Annotated in this window: 13 protein-coding genes and 2 pseudogenes; 8 read left to right on the top strand and 7 right to left on the bottom strand. The window is 52.1% G+C overall.

The window, feature by feature from the left end; all coding sequences use genetic code 11:
* Window position 1: 1 nt before the first annotated feature.
* The 7 genes from DSC91_RS11830 to DSC91_RS11800 all read left to right on the top strand — a co-directional run bounded on the left by DSC91_RS11830 (window position 2) and on the right by DSC91_RS11800 (window position 7,478).
* On the top strand, window positions 2–1,084 hold the full coding sequence (locus tag DSC91_RS11830) for a glycosyltransferase (protein ID WP_115778334.1): 1,083 nt from the start codon (window positions 2–4) through the stop codon (window positions 1,082–1,084).
* 51 nt (window positions 1,085–1,135) lie between these two features.
* The gene (locus tag DSC91_RS11825) at window positions 1,136–1,789 is read left to right on the top strand and encodes an acyltransferase (protein WP_115778332.1); all 654 of its coding nucleotides are present in this window, start codon (window positions 1,136–1,138) and stop codon (window positions 1,787–1,789) included.
* A gap of 84 nt (window positions 1,790–1,873) precedes the next feature.
* Window positions 1,874–3,235 carry a hypothetical protein gene (locus DSC91_RS11820; RefSeq protein WP_115778329.1) on the top strand — a complete coding sequence of 454 codons (1,362 nt, stop codon included), beginning with the start codon at window positions 1,874–1,876 and terminating at the stop codon, window positions 3,233–3,235.
* 16 nt (window positions 3,236–3,251) lie between these two features.
* Window positions 3,252–4,190 carry a glycosyltransferase family 2 protein gene (locus tag DSC91_RS11815; protein ID WP_115778327.1) on the top strand — a complete coding sequence of 313 codons (939 nt, stop codon included), beginning with the start codon at window positions 3,252–3,254 and terminating at the stop codon, window positions 4,188–4,190.
* 9 nt (window positions 4,191–4,199) lie between these two features.
* Window positions 4,200–5,306, top strand: a complete 1,107-nt coding sequence (locus DSC91_RS11810) for a glycosyltransferase family 4 protein (protein ID WP_115778325.1) — start codon at window positions 4,200–4,202, stop codon at window positions 5,304–5,306.
* On the top strand, window positions 5,230–6,369 hold the full coding sequence (locus DSC91_RS38205; protein ID WP_341869797.1) for a glycoside hydrolase family 99-like domain-containing protein: 1,140 nt from the start codon (window positions 5,230–5,232) through the stop codon (window positions 6,367–6,369). The genes DSC91_RS11810 and DSC91_RS38205 overlap by 77 nt, the downstream gene beginning before the upstream one ends.
* Window positions 6,370–6,371: 2 nt before the next feature.
* Window positions 6,372–7,478, top strand: coding sequence for a DUF1972 domain-containing protein (locus DSC91_RS11800; protein ID WP_115778321.1), 1,107 nt, complete (start codon window positions 6,372–6,374; stop codon window positions 7,476–7,478).
* A 1,229-nt stretch (window positions 7,479–8,707) separates the two neighbouring features.
* Here the strand turns inward: DSC91_RS11800 and DSC91_RS11795 are convergent.
* The 5 genes from DSC91_RS11795 to DSC91_RS11775 all read right to left on the bottom strand — a co-directional run bounded on the left by DSC91_RS11795 (window position 8,708) and on the right by DSC91_RS11775 (window position 13,933).
* A complete protein-coding gene (locus DSC91_RS11795; protein WP_115778319.1) occupies window positions 8,708–9,475 on the bottom strand; it encodes a hypothetical protein in 768 nt (255 codons plus the stop codon).
* Window positions 9,476–9,594: 119 nt separating this feature from the next.
* On the bottom strand, window positions 9,595–10,146 hold the full coding sequence (gene rfbC, locus DSC91_RS11790; RefSeq protein WP_115778317.1) for a dTDP-4-dehydrorhamnose 3,5-epimerase: 552 nt from the start codon (window positions 10,144–10,146) through the stop codon (window positions 9,595–9,597).
* On the bottom strand, window positions 10,131–11,024 hold the full coding sequence (rfbA, locus tag DSC91_RS11785) for a glucose-1-phosphate thymidylyltransferase RfbA (protein ID WP_115778315.1): 894 nt from the start codon (window positions 11,022–11,024) through the stop codon (window positions 10,131–10,133). The genes rfbC and rfbA overlap by 16 nt, the downstream gene beginning before the upstream one ends.
* Window positions 11,025–11,034: 10 nt before the next feature.
* Window positions 11,035–12,096, bottom strand: coding sequence for a dTDP-glucose 4,6-dehydratase (gene rfbB, locus DSC91_RS11780; RefSeq protein WP_115778313.1), 1,062 nt, complete (start codon window positions 12,094–12,096; stop codon window positions 11,035–11,037).
* A gap of 469 nt (window positions 12,097–12,565) precedes the next feature.
* Window positions 12,566–13,933 carry a UDP-glucose dehydrogenase family protein gene (locus tag DSC91_RS11775; protein WP_115778311.1) on the bottom strand — a complete coding sequence of 456 codons (1,368 nt, stop codon included), beginning with the start codon at window positions 13,931–13,933 and terminating at the stop codon, window positions 12,566–12,568.
* Window positions 13,934–14,135: 202 nt separating this feature from the next.
* Between DSC91_RS11775 and DSC91_RS11770 the strand changes: the two are divergent.
* A pseudogene (locus DSC91_RS11770) lies at window positions 14,136–14,780 on the top strand (PDDEXK nuclease domain-containing protein); the annotation flags it as partial.
* A gap of 323 nt (window positions 14,781–15,103) precedes the next feature.
* Here the strand turns inward: DSC91_RS11770 and DSC91_RS11765 are convergent.
* Together DSC91_RS11765 and DSC91_RS11755 are read right to left on the bottom strand one after the other, a co-directional pair.
* Window positions 15,104–15,626 (bottom strand): annotated as a pseudogene (locus DSC91_RS11765) (DDE-type integrase/transposase/recombinase); the annotation flags it as partial.
* A 603-nt stretch (window positions 15,627–16,229) separates the two neighbouring features.
* Window positions 16,230–16,961, bottom strand: a complete 732-nt coding sequence (locus DSC91_RS11755) for a carboxypeptidase regulatory-like domain-containing protein (protein WP_115778305.1) — start codon at window positions 16,959–16,961, stop codon at window positions 16,230–16,232.
* Window positions 16,962–17,044: the final 83 nt, after the last annotated feature.

Raw genomic sequence — 17,044 nt, 5'->3', positions numbered from 1 at the left:
TATGAAAACTGAAATTTTAGTAATTCACGAGCGTGGAGCACCTGAACACTATCTCGGGCTTGAGACAGCTGCTGAGCAATTGGACAGCAGCGTCCGCTACGCAGAGTTTTCAGTGTTAAAAATGTTTGCGAAAGCACTCATTAGGCGTGACGTCAGTTTGCTAAAAAGGGTATTTCGAAATGTGAAAATCGTTCTTCCTTTAATTTTAGGAAGGAAGTGGTCTGGCCCGATCGTACTTGGTATCGCACCATTCGATCCCCGGATGGTGTTGTTATCGAGAATCATCAGGAATAACGAGGTCTACGTCCATTCGTCATGGCCCTACTGGGATCTGTCATTTCAACCTTACAACTACCGTACCGGGTTTGTCTTGTCGGCCTGGAGGAGAGCGCTTCAGAGATGGGTCACGGGCATGTACTTCGTGACCGATGAATGTAAGAAAAATTTTGAGCGCTCACAGTTCGCTGGAGTGCAATCGTCCGTAGTGTATCACTCGTACGACGAAATGATTTATAAGCCAAACGATTCAGCTGATATCTCTGATAAAAACACGCTTCATGTTGGCTATGTGGGACGCTTGGAAAGCGTGAAGGGCATTGACACGGTGTTGGAATTGGCTTGCCGTAACTATAAAAGAAAAATTGTTTTTAAAATAGCCGGAATAGGTTCGCTGCAGCGCGATGTGGAAGCGGCGGTAAATAAAAATGAAGGTATCGAGTATCTAGGTTACATCTCTGATAAAAATAAACTCGCCGAATTCTATAATTCGCTGGACATCCTTCTTGTTCCGTCGAAGAAGGTTGCCCGTTGGGAAGAATTGTTCGGTATGGTGATTATCGAGTCTATGGCGTGTGGCGTCTTCCCGATTGCAACAGATCACGTCGGTCCTCGCGAAATAATAAATCGTGCAGCCTTCGGGCGTGTTGTTGCTGAAGACTCCTTTGTGGAAACCGTATCAGAAATACTGGAAAAATACCCAGAAGATGTTGTTGAGCTGAAAGCGCGACGAAAAGCCTCAGTGGCTGCGGCTAGGCCATACGGGCGCCGAAACATCTCTCAGTATTGGTTGAAACAGCTGAAATGAGTTCTCTGTCGACGCTGGGATTGGTTATCCGAATTTTTGTCTGAGGGCAGTATGACTAGAGTTTTCGAGTTCATCCGAAGTATTCCGAAAACTATTTTTTTTAATCTTCGTTATTTGCCATTTCATCAAGCTGTCTGTTTGCCAATTTTTGTGTCGCATCGTGTCTGGCTTAAGCAAATGGGCGGAAGTGTGTTGGTGACCGGCAGTACACCAGGCACTGTGCGAATCGGGTTTGGCGACATCGGAATATTCGATCGACAAAAAGCTAGATCGATTTGGGAAGTTCGCGGCGCGGTTGAGTTCTCAGGAAGGGCGAGACTGGGGCACGGGTGCAAGATCAGTGTGAAAGGGAAACTTGTCTTCGGTGACAACGTGCAGATAACGGCGGAAACGGCAATCGTTGCACATCAGCAGATTTCTTTCGGGCGAAATGTACTGGTCTCGTGGGACGTTCTAATAATGGATACGGATTTGCACGTAATTCGCGACGACGGCGGAAAAATTATCAATTCACCGAAAGTGGTTTCGATTGGAGACAGTGTTTGGATTGGGTGCTCCGTATCGATATTGAAAGGGGTGAAGGTTGCAAATGGTGTGATTGTCGGAGCTGCTACGACCTTGACGCGATCGGTAACTACGGAGAGAAGTTGCGTCGGAGGCAGCCCACCGCGGGTGCTGAAAGAGCACGTTACGTGGGAGATCTAGCGGCAGGCCTGTGGTTTTTTAAAAAACGATCGAGAAGCAAAGTATTTAAATCGCAAGAATTTGCCAATCGGGTCATGCAAAAAAATGAATTACGCATTGAATAGCACAGCGAATATTAGGGTGTCTGCCGAGCGCGCTTCGGGTTGGCTCCCTATCGCCATATTTCTCGTGCTTTCGAGCATCGTCCCGCCAGAAATTACGACTTTACTGGCGGGAGTGTACATCTATGCATCTTTCCTGTTCAGAAAAAAAGTGTATTTGCAGGGCTGGAACCGCGTTTTGGCAATGCTTTGCTCAATCGCGTTAGTAGGCGTAATTCCCGGGTTCTTGGAGGGTGATATTTATCAGGTGATGAAGGATTGCTGGTATTTTTTAAAGCCTGTCGAATTTTTTATCCTTGGTGCTTATCTCGCATCCGGAACAAATCATAAAAATTTATTCAAGGCGATTTTGATCGCTGGAGCGGTTGTGTCTCTTTTTCATGTGATCAGGTTGTTGACTAGTACCGAAGCGTCTGATTCGAGCTTGGATTCTGTGCGCGATAACGTTGGCCACGGATACATGATTAGCACGCTTGCTTTATCGGTCGCATTATTCTATCTGCGTGCTGGCAGGGTCTCCATCACCACACGGTTTTTTTGCCTCATCGTATCCGGTTTGACTTTCGTGTCGCATTTCTCTGCGTACTCGAGAATTTTATGGATTTTTTCGGCGCTGCTTTTGTTATGTTTTGTAGGCGTCGCGACCAGATTATCGGCGAAGAATGCGCTGATTGTTATCGCGATACTATGTCTAGGACTCGGTGCGGTATTTGCTGTCTCGAGTTCTAAAGCCGGCTCAGGGGACGCCACTCAGTCGCTGGTTGCAAAGTTCGAAAATAGCTTCCAAGAAGTGAATATCAGAGATTATGATGATGTTGAAGGCATAAATAATAATTGGCGTGGTTATGAGAGTTTTGTCGCATTGAGACAATACTCACAAGCGGACCTATTGCATCTGTTGTTGGGGCAAGGATTCGGCTCATCGGTGGATCTCGGAATTGACATAACGCTCGGTGGCGAAAGAACGTCAACAGCCCCCATCGTGCATAACGGTTTTGTATACGTCATTTTCAAAGTCGGGGCAGTCGGTCTGGCAATGTATGGGATTTTTCTGCTCTGGGTTTTAAAAAAATCCTATGAGGTGGAGCGGTTCTACAGAGGAGCGCTAGGAAACATATCCGGTACATTGGCGGTCGCTATTGCATGGATATTTATAGTTACCTCATTTTTCATTACCGGAATCTTTAATAAAGCAATTCTTTCGTCGACGATAATCGTACTGAGTTGTATCTTCTCAATGTACGCGCGGGAATTGGCTTCGCGGAATCTGATTAATGCCGACGATGAGGGGGCGCGCCAGAAGACCAATAGGGATCCTGAGCGCATTGTGCCTGGATCTAACTAATTGAGCAGGGGGGGAGATGTCAAAAGTCGATATCGTAATTGTGAACTGGAATGGGCTTGCCTACTGCCAGTCTCTACTTCCTCAAATACGAGATTGCTTCGATGAGGAGGTCGGTGCCGTAATAATTGTAGATAACGCGTCAACCGACGGAAGTGGAGAATATATCAGGTCGTTCCATTCTTGGGTAACTCTTGTTCAGTCTCGGGAAAACGTCGGCTATGCTAGAGGGAATAATCTTGCATTGCCGTATTGCAAATCTAAATATATTTTATTTTTGAATAACGACACAGAGATATGTGACGAAAGTCTGTTGACGAAACTCGTTCAACATTGCGAACGCGATTCGACCATCGGAGCAATCTCACCGCTGCTCAATCTGAAAAATGGGCGATTTCAGACCGGGGCGGGTGGATACGACAGAGGCTTGAATTCGTTCCTTTCGTACTTTTTGGGGTTTTCTCGGATATCGCCGAATCGTGCGAAACCGTTCTATGTTGACCAGAGTCGCTATGCGGACAGCACTATACCGTTCGAGCTAGATTGGGTAACTGGAGCGGCTGTTTTAATGCGAAACGACGTTGTTAAGCGCATAAATGGATGGCCAGACGATTATTTTATGTATGCTGAAGACGTCAAAATGTGCCGGTCTATCAGGGCCATGGGTTACAAAATATGTCTGGCGCCGTCTTGTCGCATAGTCCATTTTCACGGTGGAACGGAGGATAAAACCCAGGTTAGCACCCGCTGGATTGATTCGACCTTGGGCGAATATGCATTTAGAAAAGGACGGACCTTGGGAAAAGTAGCCGCAGGAATATTTCTTGTGGGCTTTTGCCTAAGATGGTTTTTTTATTCGCTAAAAAGTATGCTTCGATCGGATTTGACTGCCGCATCTGCACGCAAAAAAATGCGTTTGTATGCGCTTGCCGCAATGCGATTCGTATACCAAAACTAAGGGATTGATATGAAAATCGGTGTCGATCTCCATGTACTTAATGGAATAAATCAAGGCAGCAAAACCTATCTCGACAATCTTTACACCGCAGTGCAAGAGTGGGAAAAGCCGAAGCATAATTTCGTGTTTTATTTTAATGATATTTCTGGAATTGATAGTAAGTGGGCAAGTTTTGGCGAAATTAGGAGATATAGAACGACTGGGCGAACCGGTCGATTGGTGTTCGGTGCGGCAATGGCTCAAATCGAGGATGGGTTGGATCTGTTTCATTCTCAATACATTAGACCTCTGTCGTCTGTATGTGGAAACATTGTCACAATACACGACCTCCTTTACGAGACGCATCCAGAATTTTTTTCAAAAGCGTTCGTTATACGATCCCGAACTTTGATCAAATGGTCGGCCGCTCGATCGAAACATGTGCTTACAGTTTCAGAATATTCGAGGCGACAGCTCATTGAGCGCTACAAACTTGCTCCCTCGCAAGTAAGCATTACCTCAAATGGAGTTGACCGTGACGCGTTCAAAGTCGATCGCTCTGCGGCAAAAGAATATGTGCGTAGTAAATATGGCTGCGCGGATTACATATTAACGGTTGGAAGGTTGGAGCCCAGAAAAAACCATCTTGGGCTTCTGAAAGCATACAAAATTTTGAAGGAAAGGCATTCGGATTTTCCAAAACTGGTGTTTGTTGGGCAACGCGATTTCGGCTTCGAGTCGATGCTTCGATACATAAGCGAGAACGACATTCAGTCTGACGTCAAAATTATCGAGGATGCGAAGCATGCAGATTTAATTCGACTTTATCGGGCAGCTTATCTTTTTGTGTACCCGTCCTTCGCGGAGGGTTTTGGGATTCCGCCTTTGGAGGCTATGGCCGCGGATTGCCCCGTTGTTTGCTCGAATACAACCTCGATGAACGAATTGTTCTCTTCGGGCGCCCGGATGGTTGATCCCCACGACATTGAGGAGTTGGTAAATGCAATCTTCGAAGTTTGTAACGATAGCGAGCTTCAGAATCGGTTGCGTGTTCGCGGCGATGCGATCGCTGAGCAGCACACTTGGAGGGCCGCTGCGCGGAATCTGGTCACTGCTTTCGATTCGGTTGATTGCTAGGAATTTGCCAATGATGGGTTTGGCGCTGCTCGTGTCAGCTCATGCAAGCGCGGATCCAGATTCCTATAACGTGGGTGTCTATTATTTTCCTGGTTGGTCACCTGGCGCAGGAAAGGGAAATTCGGACCCATGGAGTCCGATAAAACGGTTTCCTGAGCGAAAGCCATTGTTAGGTTGGTACGATGATTCGAATCAAAAGGTTATTGCGAAGCAGTTAGAGTGGATGAAGGATTACGGAATCAACTTTGTCACCTTCGACTGGTATTGGGAGGGCGGATCGAAACCAGTAGCCGGCGCGCCAATCAGCAACTATCTGCATGCGCGAGATAATCACGGCATCAAATTTAATATTCTATGGGCGAATCATGCAGTTTTTCCTCGGTCACTTGAAGAGTTTGACGTCATGGTGGACTACTGGATATCAAATTATTTTTCATCACCCAATTACTTGAAGATTGATGATCGCCCAGTTGTGATGGTGTTCTCGGCTACCGAATTGGAGCGCAGCGCGCAAATTCTCCATATTGATAGCGCGCTGCTGCTTCAAATGGCATCGAGGCGAGCCATTGAGCGTGGTTTGCGCGGGATTTATTTTGTGGCATCCACGCTTCCAGAAAAAGGCAGAATTTCGAATGCGCTGCCTAAGGCTGGATACGATGCACTCACCGCGTACAACTATCACGCGGGTATTCATGGGATGCAATATGGACGACGACTGTCTCATAGCTATAGTGAGCTTACGGGAGCGTATGCCGAAAACTGGAATTACATTATTGAAGAAAGCGAGCTACCTTATTTAGTTCCGGTTACCGCTGGTTGGGATAAGGCGCCTTGGGGTGGAAGCGAAGATCCAGCTCATGATAACTCAGAAGGAAGTTCGGAGGAGTTCCGCCAGCATTTGCTTGAGGCACGGGATGTGATGACCAAAAATCCTGAACGGACCAAGCGAACAGTAATAATCTGCTGCTGGAATGAATTTGGAGAGGGTTCTTTTATTGAGCCGACGAAGGCGCGGGGTTTTTCGTACCTCGGCGCCGTTCGAGATGTGTTTGGGAATAAATAAAGATGAAAAAGTTAAGTATTCTCGGTATTCGGGGCGTCCCCGCCGCGCATGGTGGTTTTGAAACATTTGCCGAACATCTCGCCATTTATTTGGTCTCTAAAGGCTGGGAAGTGACAGTTTATTGTCAGGAGTCGCGACCTGGCGGTGAAATCACAGAGGATTATTGGGAAGGAATCAGGCGTGTAATCGTTCCCGTCAAAAAGAGCGGAGCGGTTGGCACGGTCTGGTTCGATTTCTTAAGTGTAAGACATTTAATGAAGCAGCCGTCTGGGCTTGTTTTAACGCTTGGATATAATACCGCGGCCTTTAGTATCGCACTCAGGTCGCGTGGGTTTGTCAATATAATTAATATGGACGGCCTTGAGTGGAAGCGTGACAAATGGAAGTTCTACGAGCGCGCCTGGCTGTGGCTGAATGAACGACTGGGTTGTTGGTTTGGTGATCATCTTATTGCCGACCACCCTAAGATCGCGGATCACCTTGCGACCAGAGTCTCTCGGAAGAAAATTACTGTAATCCCGTATGGGGCCGCTGAGGTCGTCGATGCGGATTCGGATCACTTGGTCAATCTGAAGCTAACGCCAAAAAAATTTGCTACGATCGTTGCAAGGCCTGAGCCGGAAAATTCCATTCTAGAAATTGTCAGGGCGTTTTCGCGAGTGCCTCGCGGCATAAAGTTGGTGGTACTGGGAAACTATCGTCCATCCGAAAATCCTTTTCACAAGCAAGTAATGGAAAGTGCGAGTGACGAAGTGATTTTTCCGGGGGCCATCTATGATAAGACCGTGGTCGAGGCTCTTCGATTTTTCGGGCGGTTTTATATTCACGGTCATCGTGTAGGGGGAACGAACCCGTCACTTGTCGAGGCTTTGGGTGCGGGTTCTCCTGTGTTGGCCCACGACAACCATTTCAATCACTGGGTGGCTGGGGAAGGGGCGGTGTTCTTCAAAGAGGAAGATGATTGTAGCGAACAACTGGACCGTCTTGCGTCAGACGCGGAAGTGCTGTCGGAGCTCGCTAGCGGAAGCATAAATCGTTTCAGAACTACCTTTAAATGGGAGCTGATTTTGGCAGATTATGAGCGGCTGTTGGAGAAATGGCATCCATGATGAGGGAGCGATATTTTTCTGAGCGACATGACGCTGTATGTTATCTTCTCGGTGAGCCAATTTTATATTTCAGCTCACTTAGATTTTCTGTTTCTCACGAACAGATTGGCTATGCCCGTCATTCTTTTTTTCGTCGTTAGAAACACATGTTCGGCTATTAACGCGAAAACGAGCGCCGTAATGGTAAATGCCATTACAGGAATCGCTAATTTTTCTGGCAATTGAAGATTACGCATAGGGGCTCCCGTCGAGTTGAGTTAAAAATGAATGGCTTCGGGAAGGGCGTCTGTACGAAACGTAACACATCTAGCCAATGTGCCTGAGCTAGCGCTGCCAAGGCCTATCAAATTTACTGAACGGCCATTCTACCCGCAGTGGGACCGTGGCGCGGTCCATCAAGGTGCACGGAGGACAGGACATCCCCGTGTCTCCGTTGCAGGAAGCCAGCGTCCGCGACAATTCGCGTGAGATTTCTCGTCGGCTAAGGGTTCGGAGCGGACTCATTCGACTGTGCATTCGGGACGGGTTGGATTTCGTAATGCCGGCGCCGTTCGATGGTGCCCGTCAGCCCTGAAGTTGCGCTAAATCTGAGTGCGTGTAACGCCGTGTTCCGCAGCCGCAAGGCACGTGCCACTTAGAAAGTGGGAAACGGGAAAGTCAGGACGGGACTGACCTCCGTGCGCAGGGTGTGACTTCAACTGTGGTGGCTGGCCGTCGGAGGAGATTTAGAGATCCGCGGAGCGCGTTCAGACTGATGCGCGAACTGTGGAATAGGAGCCTTGGGCTTCAACCTGAAGTCCGAGGTTCCTCTTTTTACTGAGGATTACCGCTTCTAGCCTGAAAATATGGCGCTGCTAGGATAGCTCGCGTTTCATGTCACTGGTGACTCGTAGCGATTTGAGTTCCACAAATCGTCAGGACCTCGGCTTGAAGTTGCAGTCGAGCACGGCACGCTCTTGCGGACCCGCGCATTTTTAATATCCGTCCCATATGCGGGTCGGATTGAGCTGGGCGCAGAAAATTTCTCGGGTATCCATTACACGGCGCGCGTCGAGACGAGGTCCTTCTCAACCGGCAGTGTTTGATCTGTCAAACTCTCGAAATTGCACCGTCGAGGGAGAAAATCCCGAAGGTGGCTCGCAGGATTGAGGGTGCGTATAATTTCAACGCCAGTTGTCATGCTTCTATCTAACGATGATCTGGCTGATTTGTCGCTTTGATGTTGTCCGTTAAACGCGTTTCAAATAATAAAGTGTGTCCCTCAAAGACATCCCATCTTTTCCGGAAAATGTTTCGTCCTTGCGTTGCCCGTTTGCACGAACGCGCGACGCTCTTAAATCAGTTACGCGAACAGGCACGTTGGATTGATTGAGAGAAAAACGAAGTAACTTTTCACTGTGTAAAGGCGTGGTGGAGCGTTCAAGAAAGCTGTTCATTGATCGCGCGCGGCAACCGTAATCTCGAATCGCATCACGGCCACAAAAGGCAAATCGGTCATTGTAACCTCCCCACCATTGCCAGAAAGGGATGACAGCTCCATTAAATCTTTTCTTGCTGAAAAAGCGCAGAACCTTCTCGAACGAGTCGTGATATTCCAGGTCTGGGCGGCAGAAAATAACAAGATCCGGATCGAACTCAGTAGCCATCGACGTGGCGGTGTCGAGCGAGTGTAACTGATGAATCAAATTTTTCAACGAAGAGAAGCTATCGTTCCATGCGTCGCCGTATGACGCGATTTTATCAAACTGCCACTTCTCAAGACACTCTTGAGGTTTCTCGATGACCAGCTTGTCATATTTAAGTAGAGAGTGCTCGTTGGTATCAAGATCGAAATCCTCCCCCGTTCTGACGTTTTTTATGTAGGGGAGATCAAAGTAATGCGCGACAACGCTCACTTCTCCGTGATTTCTGGCAGGCGACAGAATGTTTTCTTTGATTGAGGAGACAGTGTGCTTCAAAGATCGCGTTATGCCAAAAAAGGAAATGACAATTTTCATTTTATAATGGCCCTTAATAAATTATCCTAAGAAATAAGCTATAGTGGAAAAGTGCACCTTATGGCGATTCCGGAACTGTGTTTTGTGGCGTGCTAATACACGATATATGCGACGCATGTTCAGTCGAAGCATTCTGCCGTTGAAAGGTGTTTGCCGGCCGCGTCCTTCGCGGCCAGCAGCGGCTCGAAGTCGATCGGCCACTCGATGCCGACCGCCGGATCGTTCCAGACGATGCTGCGCTCGTGCTCGGGGAACCAGTAGTCGGTGGTTTTGTAGAGGAACTGCGCCGATTCGGACAGCACGACAAAGCCGTGCGCGAAACCAGGCGGCACCCACAACTGCCGATGGTTCTCCACCGACAGCGTCACACCCACCCACCTGCCGAAATTCGGCGAGCTCCTGCGGATGTCGACGGCAACGTCGAACACTTTCCCTTCCACCACGCGTACGAGCTTGCCCTGCGCATGCTGGATCTGGTAGTGCAGGCCGCGCAGCACGCCTTTCGCCGAACGCGAATGGTTGTCCTGCACGAACGTGACGTCCTGCTCCACGTGCTCCGCGAACTCCACCGCATTGAAGCTTTCGTAGAAATAGCCCCGCGCATCGCCGAACACCTTCGGCTCGATGATCTTGACTTCCGGCAGCGCCGTAGCGGTTACTTGGATGGCCATGCCACTTGGTCCGTAAGAATGTCTTCTAAATATTTGCCATACGCATTCTTCGCCAGCGGTTTGGCGAGCGCCTGCAGTTGTTCGCCGTCGATCCATTGCTTGCGGTACGCAATCTCTTCCGGACACGCCACCACCAGACCCTGGCGTTTCTGCAGCGTGGCGATGAACGTCGCGGCTTCGATCAGCGAATCGTGCGTGCCCGTGTCGAGCCACGCATAACCGCGCCCCATGATCTCGACGTTGAGCGCGGCGTTGGCCAGATAACGCGAGTTGACGTCGGTGATTTCGAGCTCGCCGCGCGGCGACGGCTTGATGTCCGCCGCGATATCGCAGACCTGTTTGTCGTAGAAGTACAAACCGGTCACGGCGTAATTCGAGCGTGGCTTGAGCGGCTTCTCCTCGATCGACAACGCGCGGAACTGCTTGTCGAATTCGACCACGCCATAGCGCTCCGGATCGTGCACGTGATAGGCGAAGACGGTCGCGCCCTCGTCCTGCCCGTTCGCGCGATCGAGCTGCTTCGCGAGATCGTGGCCGTAGAAAATGTTGTCGCCGAGAATCAGCGCCGACGGGTCATGACCCACAAAGTCGCGGCCGATGATGAACGCCTGCGCGAGACCGTCCGGCGAGGGCTGAACCGCGTACTGGATGTTCATGCCCCACTGGCTGCCGTCGCCGAGCATGGCTTCGAAGCGCGGCGTATCCTGCGGCGTGGAGATGATCAGCACGTCGCGGATGCCCGCCACCATCAGCGTGGACAGCGGGTAGTAGATCATCGGTTTGTCGTAGACAGGCAGCAACTGCTTGGAGACGACGTGTGTGATCGGATACAGGCGCGTGCCCGATCCGCCCGCGAGAATAATGCCTTTGCGTGCCATATCCGTTTCCTTACGCGCGCTGCGCGTAGTTGGTCTCAACCCACTTCCGGTATTCACCCGAAGCGACTTCGTCAGACCACGCCTGATTGTCCAGATACCACTGGACCGTTCTGGCGAGGCCGGTCTCGAACGTCTCGGCCGGTTTCCAGCCGAGTTCGCGCTCGAGCTTGCGGGCGTCGATCGCATAACGGCGGTCGTGGCCCGGACGGTCCTTCACGTAGGTGATCTGGTCGCGGTACGAGGCGCCCGCCTTCGGACGCAACTGGTCGAGCAGGTCGCACAGCGTATGCACGACGTCGAGGTTCTTCTTTTCGTTCCAGCCGCCGATGTTGTACGTTTCGCCCGGCGTGCCGCGCGCGAGCACTTCGCGGATCGCGCTGCAGTGGTCGCCGACATACAGCCAGTCGCGCACGTTCTGACCGTCGCCGTACACCGGCAGCGCCTTGCCGCCGAGCGCGTTGGCGATCATCAGCGGGATCAGCTTCTCGGGGAACTGGTACGGACCGTAATTGTTCGAGCAGTTCGTGGTGAGCACCGGCAGGCCGTACGTGTGATGGTAGGCGCGCACCAGATGGTCGGACCCCGCCTTGGTGGCCGAATAGGGGCTATTCGGCGCGTACGGCGTGGTTTCGGAAAATTGCGGATCGGTAGCGGACAGCGAGCCGAACACTTCGTCGGTCGAGACGTGCAGGAAACGGAACGCGGCCCTGTCGGCCTCGCCGAGCGTATTCCAGTACTGACGGGTGGCTTCGAGCAGCGTGAAGGTGCCGACCACGTTGGTCTGCACGAAATCGGCCGGGCCGTGGATCGAACGGTCCACATGGCTTTCGGCGGCGAAGTGCAGCACGGCGCGCGGCTTGTGTTCGGCGAGGAGCGCATCCATCGCGGCACGATCGCAGATATCGGCCCGCACGAACACATGCCGGGGATTGCCCTGTTGCGACTTGAGCGTACCCAGATTGCCGGCGTAGGTCAGTTTGTCTACATTCAGCACCGCTTCGTCCGACGCATCGAGCCAGTCGAGCACGAAATTGGCGCCGATAAAGCCGGCACCGCCTGTCACCAGAATCATGGGCTTTCCTTTGAACTTTCAGGTCCGTGTTCGTTTGAGTTGATGATCTGTCTAAGCATGAAAAACTGTTGTCATTCGCGATGTCGCAATGGATTGACTATCTGTATGTTCGACCTTCGATCCGTAGACTCGAGACAATCGCTGGAGGCAACCGGTAACCTTATGGGGAACGTTATCTCGCAAGGCGGTTCGACGGAACTGCCGGATTGAAACAGATATACAGGAACGGTCGCGTTAATGTCGTGCAGCGCAAGTACTAATCCGATTCTGATTTCTATTTCGGGAAATTCAAATGAGTTCGCTTCCGTCTACTGGATCGGGTATCCATGTGGTCTAATTTACTGAGCCGCGCATGGTGGCCGATTAACTTTGGGAAACCGGTAGACTCGCATTTGGGTTGTCCACCAGCGGTTCGCGAACCCAGCTCACAACTGGAACTGAAAAGCTCCGATCACGTGAAGTCAAGCGATCACGCCACAGAGGCCGAGTCGCGTCCAATGGTGTAGTACGTCCACCCACTGGACTGCATCGCACCAGGATCGTATAGATTGCGGCCGTCGAACACGACCGTATCCTTCAAAGCAGATTTCATATGCTCGAAATCCGGACTGCGGAATTCCTTCCACTCCGTTAAAATTACGAGTGCATCCGCGTCCTGGAGTGTCGCGTCTCGGTCCTTGGAGAATCGAATACGCTTATAGTCTTCGGGGGCAAGATCTGCCGAGAGGCAGCGGCTCGCTTCATCAAGGGCCACGGGGTCATAGACGCTAACCGATGCACCGCCACGGAGTAGTTCGGCAATTAGCCGCCTGCTAGTGGCCTGCCGCATATCATCAGTATTGGGCTTGAACGCAAGGCCCCAAATCGCGAAGTGCCTGCCGTCAAGTGCTCGATCGAAGTGACGCCGAATCTTGTCGAGCAATACCGTCTTTTGGCGCTCGTTGACTCGCTCCGCAGACGCCAGGATGTTCAACTCCATATCGTGCTCGGCGGCGGTGTGTATTAGCGCTTGCACATCTTTCGGAAAGCAGGATCCGCCATATCCACATCCCGCATATAGAAAGCTGTAACCAATGCGCGGATCAGAGCCGATGCCGCGACGCACGTTCTCAATATCTGCCCCGACGCGATCAGCCAGGTTTGCGAGTTCATTGATGAACGAAATACGAGTGGCCAGCATCGCATTTGCTGCGTATTTGGTGAACTCCGCAGAACGGACGTCCATGAAAAGCGTGCGCGAGTGATTGCGATTGAAAGGGGCGTACAACTGTTCAATAAGACTTTTCGCGCGCAGCCCGGCTACGTCGGCACCGCAACCGATCACAATTCGGTCCGGACGCATGAAGTCTTCTACCGCAGCCCCTTCCTTCAAGAATTCGGGATTTGAGACTACGGCGAACTGCGTGTCGATTCCACGTGCTGCGAGTTCATTGGCGATTACGTCGTGGACCTTGTCTGCGGTACCGACCGGTACGGTCGACTTGTCGACAATCACTTTAAAGCTGTTCATGTGCTGGCCAATGTTCCGCGCGGCAGATAGCACATACCGCATGTCGGCGGATCCGTCTTCATCCGGCGGAGTGCCTACTGCAATGAACTGGATTTCACCGTGAGCGACAGCGTCAGCGATATCCGTAGAGAACGTGAGACGCCCTGCATCACGGTTGCGAGCGATGACATCTGACAACCCGGGTTCGTAGATTGGTACGTCGCCGTTGTTCAGGCGCGTGATTTTGGTTACATCAACGTCAAGGCACAGGACGTCGTTGCCCAATTCTGCTAGGCAAGCTCCGGTAACGAGTCCAACATAGCCTGTTCCGACAATTGTGACTTTCATAGAGCTTCTGTGGAAAGAGTCGACGATTTCGTAGGGAACGGTACACAAGGCATTCGAGCAGTGTGAGTTTCCGCTTGATCGTTGAGGATGATTACTGAACGGACTTGTCGGTAGGAAAAAGTGGCGAAGATTGACCAGATATTTGCATCTTTTGACAAGATCGATTCGATAGTAAGAATCCGTGTCGTTTGATCAACCACTGCGCTGGTCGTCACGACAGTTGCGGGAGCGAATCAACTCGATGCTGCTTGAGTGCAGCGCAATTTCACGAAAACCAGCAGAAGCGGTGCCGCACGACTTGACGCAACTGCGGCAGGAACAGTGCGTGTCGCCGGACGTACTGCTCAAAGATCCGTACGTGCTGGATTTCCTAGGGCTTAACGACCGCCATCTGGAAAAGGATCTCGAGAACGCCATCTTGCGCGAGATGGAGCAGTTCCTCCTCGAGCTCGGTGCCGGGTTCACGTTCGTGGCCCGCCAGAAGCGCGTGCAGATCGATCATGACGACCTCGACATCGACTTGCTGTTTTACAATCGCAAGCTCAAACGGCTTGCGGCTATCGAACTGAAACTAGGCGCCTTCAGGGCCGAGTACAAGAGTGAGATGGAACTGTATCTGCGTTGGCTAGCGAAGTACGAACAAGAGCCCGGCGGGCAGCCACCACTTGGGATCATTCTGTGTGCTGGCAAGAAGCAGGAACAGATTGAATTGCTCGAACTTGACAAAAATGGCACCCACGTTGCCGAATACCTCACCGTTTTACCGCCACGTGAGGCGTTGCAGGCGAAGCTGCGACAATCGATCGCGTCGGCCAGAGCGCGGCTGCAGGATCAGAAAAAAACTTAAGCGTTTGGGCGGCAGCGTTCTACTTGGCAGCGGCGTGCCAGTTCTTGTTACTCGCAGACCGGTTCAGTGAGACATCCAGTTGCCGATTTCGCTGTTAAGTAGCTGGTACTCGCAAGTCAAGCGTGTTCGCCGTGTCATCGGCCTTATGGAAAGCTTCTCATAAGGCCGATGACCGGTCGGACATGATCCGAGCGCGAGGATCAGTTGTCTGGACGAAGCCGAAGTTCGAATGTTCGTGTCGTCGGTAGACGACTGGTCTGCGCCTTTTGGCAAAAAGTAACATTCGATTTGAACCTCCCCGGGAATCGTGGAGACTGGTTGGTTTAAGTTAATGCCAGCACAGCGATGGTATTGCTGAATTGCCGGTAGTAGTTTGCCTCAGCTTCAGCAGGCGGGATATAGCCGAGAGGTTCCATTAGCCGATGATGGTTGAACCACGCCACCCATTCCAGCGTAGCCAGCTCGACAGATTCTCGAGTTTTCCACGGAGCGCGCCGATGAACCAGTTCGGCCTTGTACAGGCCATTGATCGTTTTAGCCAGCGCATTGTCGTAGCTGTCGCCGCGGCTGCCGACGGATGGTTCGATGCCGGCTTCGGCCGCAGCCGCTCGCTGTATCGAATGCTGACGTATTGCGATCGGTGAATCAACGTGCCGTCGTTGTCTGGTTGGCGAGCGTACAGGGCTTGTTCAAGTACATCCAGAACGAAGTCCGTGGTCGTCGACAAACTAACACGTCAGCCGACAATGCGCCGAGCGAACACGCCGATCACAAATGCGACATAGAGCCAGCCCGCCCAGTCGAGACGTACGTGAAATCCGAAACCCAGAGCTGGTTCGGCCGGTCGTTATTCCCGACTGGATAGCTGTCGTTTCGGGACGAGGAAAAGGTGAAGCCCGAAGCCGCAAAGCGGTGCGCCATAGGCGCAGGCTTGAGGTTCAACTCGTCCCGGAGAATCATCCCCCCTGATCGGGAGTGGACGGTATCTCCTCTGACATTGTCTGATCGGTCGAGTACCGGCCGGGCGCGATGAGCTTCATGGCCGCACTTGCGCTGTTGACCGATGCGGCGATGCGGGCACCGCGTAGCGGCTGGGACAGCCCGTCGGTGCTTGGCCTGCTGGCGGGCTCGATCACGCGGCGATGGTGGCGAGCTACCGTCGTCCTTTCAGCAGCCTCGTGTATGTACTGGCGGCGGTCATGCTGGTCTCCCCCGGGGATGATCTTCACCTTCCTGACACGAGCCCGGCCGGTAGCCGCTACGCGTCTCGGCCGTGTCGACTTGGTGACTGAGTAAGCCTCAACGGCAACACGCTGGCCGGCGTAGGCCGGCCATCTCCCATATGGCACGCCGCCTCCATGCATCAACAACCCGAGCGTGACCTGCAGGCCCATCCGGAAATCATAGGTATCCGAATGAGTTGAATAGCCCCGCCGAGCGCCATCTTGTCTACGTCCCTGTTCCGCCCGTTCCACCCGTTCCCCCCGTCCCGCCGGTCGGGTTAGTCGATCCGGTGCCACCTGAAATGGGTGCCGCAGCGCCTGCGGCAAGCGCCGCGCTTACAAGCGATGCAGCGGGCTGACCGTTACTCGTAATGGCGCCAGCGGCCAGCAGGGCGTCGAGATCCGCGTCCGCCCCAGGTTGCCCTGGCGTGAACGATACGGTCAGGAACGAGTTCGTAGACAACGTTATGCCGTACGTGCTTTTGATCAACTGAGCCACCGCGTTTTCTGCGTTGGTTATCACCGTGCTATTCGTCAGCGCACTCTGGTAAGTCGAGTTCGTCGTGATGCCGGCAAGCAGACCGTTGAGCGTCGTGCCGAGCTGTCCGGCAAGGTAGCTCAAAAGCAGCTGTGTGAGCGACGTAATGTTGTACGTGCCCGCACCGGCAGCAAAAGAATTGAGGACGATCGAACCGCTTGTGACCGTGAGCAAACATGGACCGTCGAAGTGGAACGTGCTCGAAAATGCTCCGTTCGAATCTGAAGTCCCACTACTGGAGCCGTTCTTGCAACTCATCTGGATGGTCCCGTTAGCCACCGGAGCACCGACCGCCGCCGTTCCTTTAATTGTCGAAGTTGGCGAATTGCCGCCGCCTCCACATGCAACGAGCGCGCTGCTCGCCAGCGCAATCGATCCTAACTGCAGCGCACGCCATGCGCGGGTATCAAGTAGCTTCATGATTTCTCTCCGAAAGAAAGTCACTCACCATGTGACCGGTGAAAGAGCCTGCACTGTCAATACATCCTGCAAACGGTTTTCAC

The organism is Paraburkholderia caffeinilytica (genome assembly GCF_003368325.1).
Lineage (GTDB): Bacteria > Pseudomonadota > Gammaproteobacteria > Burkholderiales > Burkholderiaceae > Paraburkholderia > Paraburkholderia caffeinilytica.
This window is presented reverse-complemented; position numbering and strand designations above follow the sequence as displayed.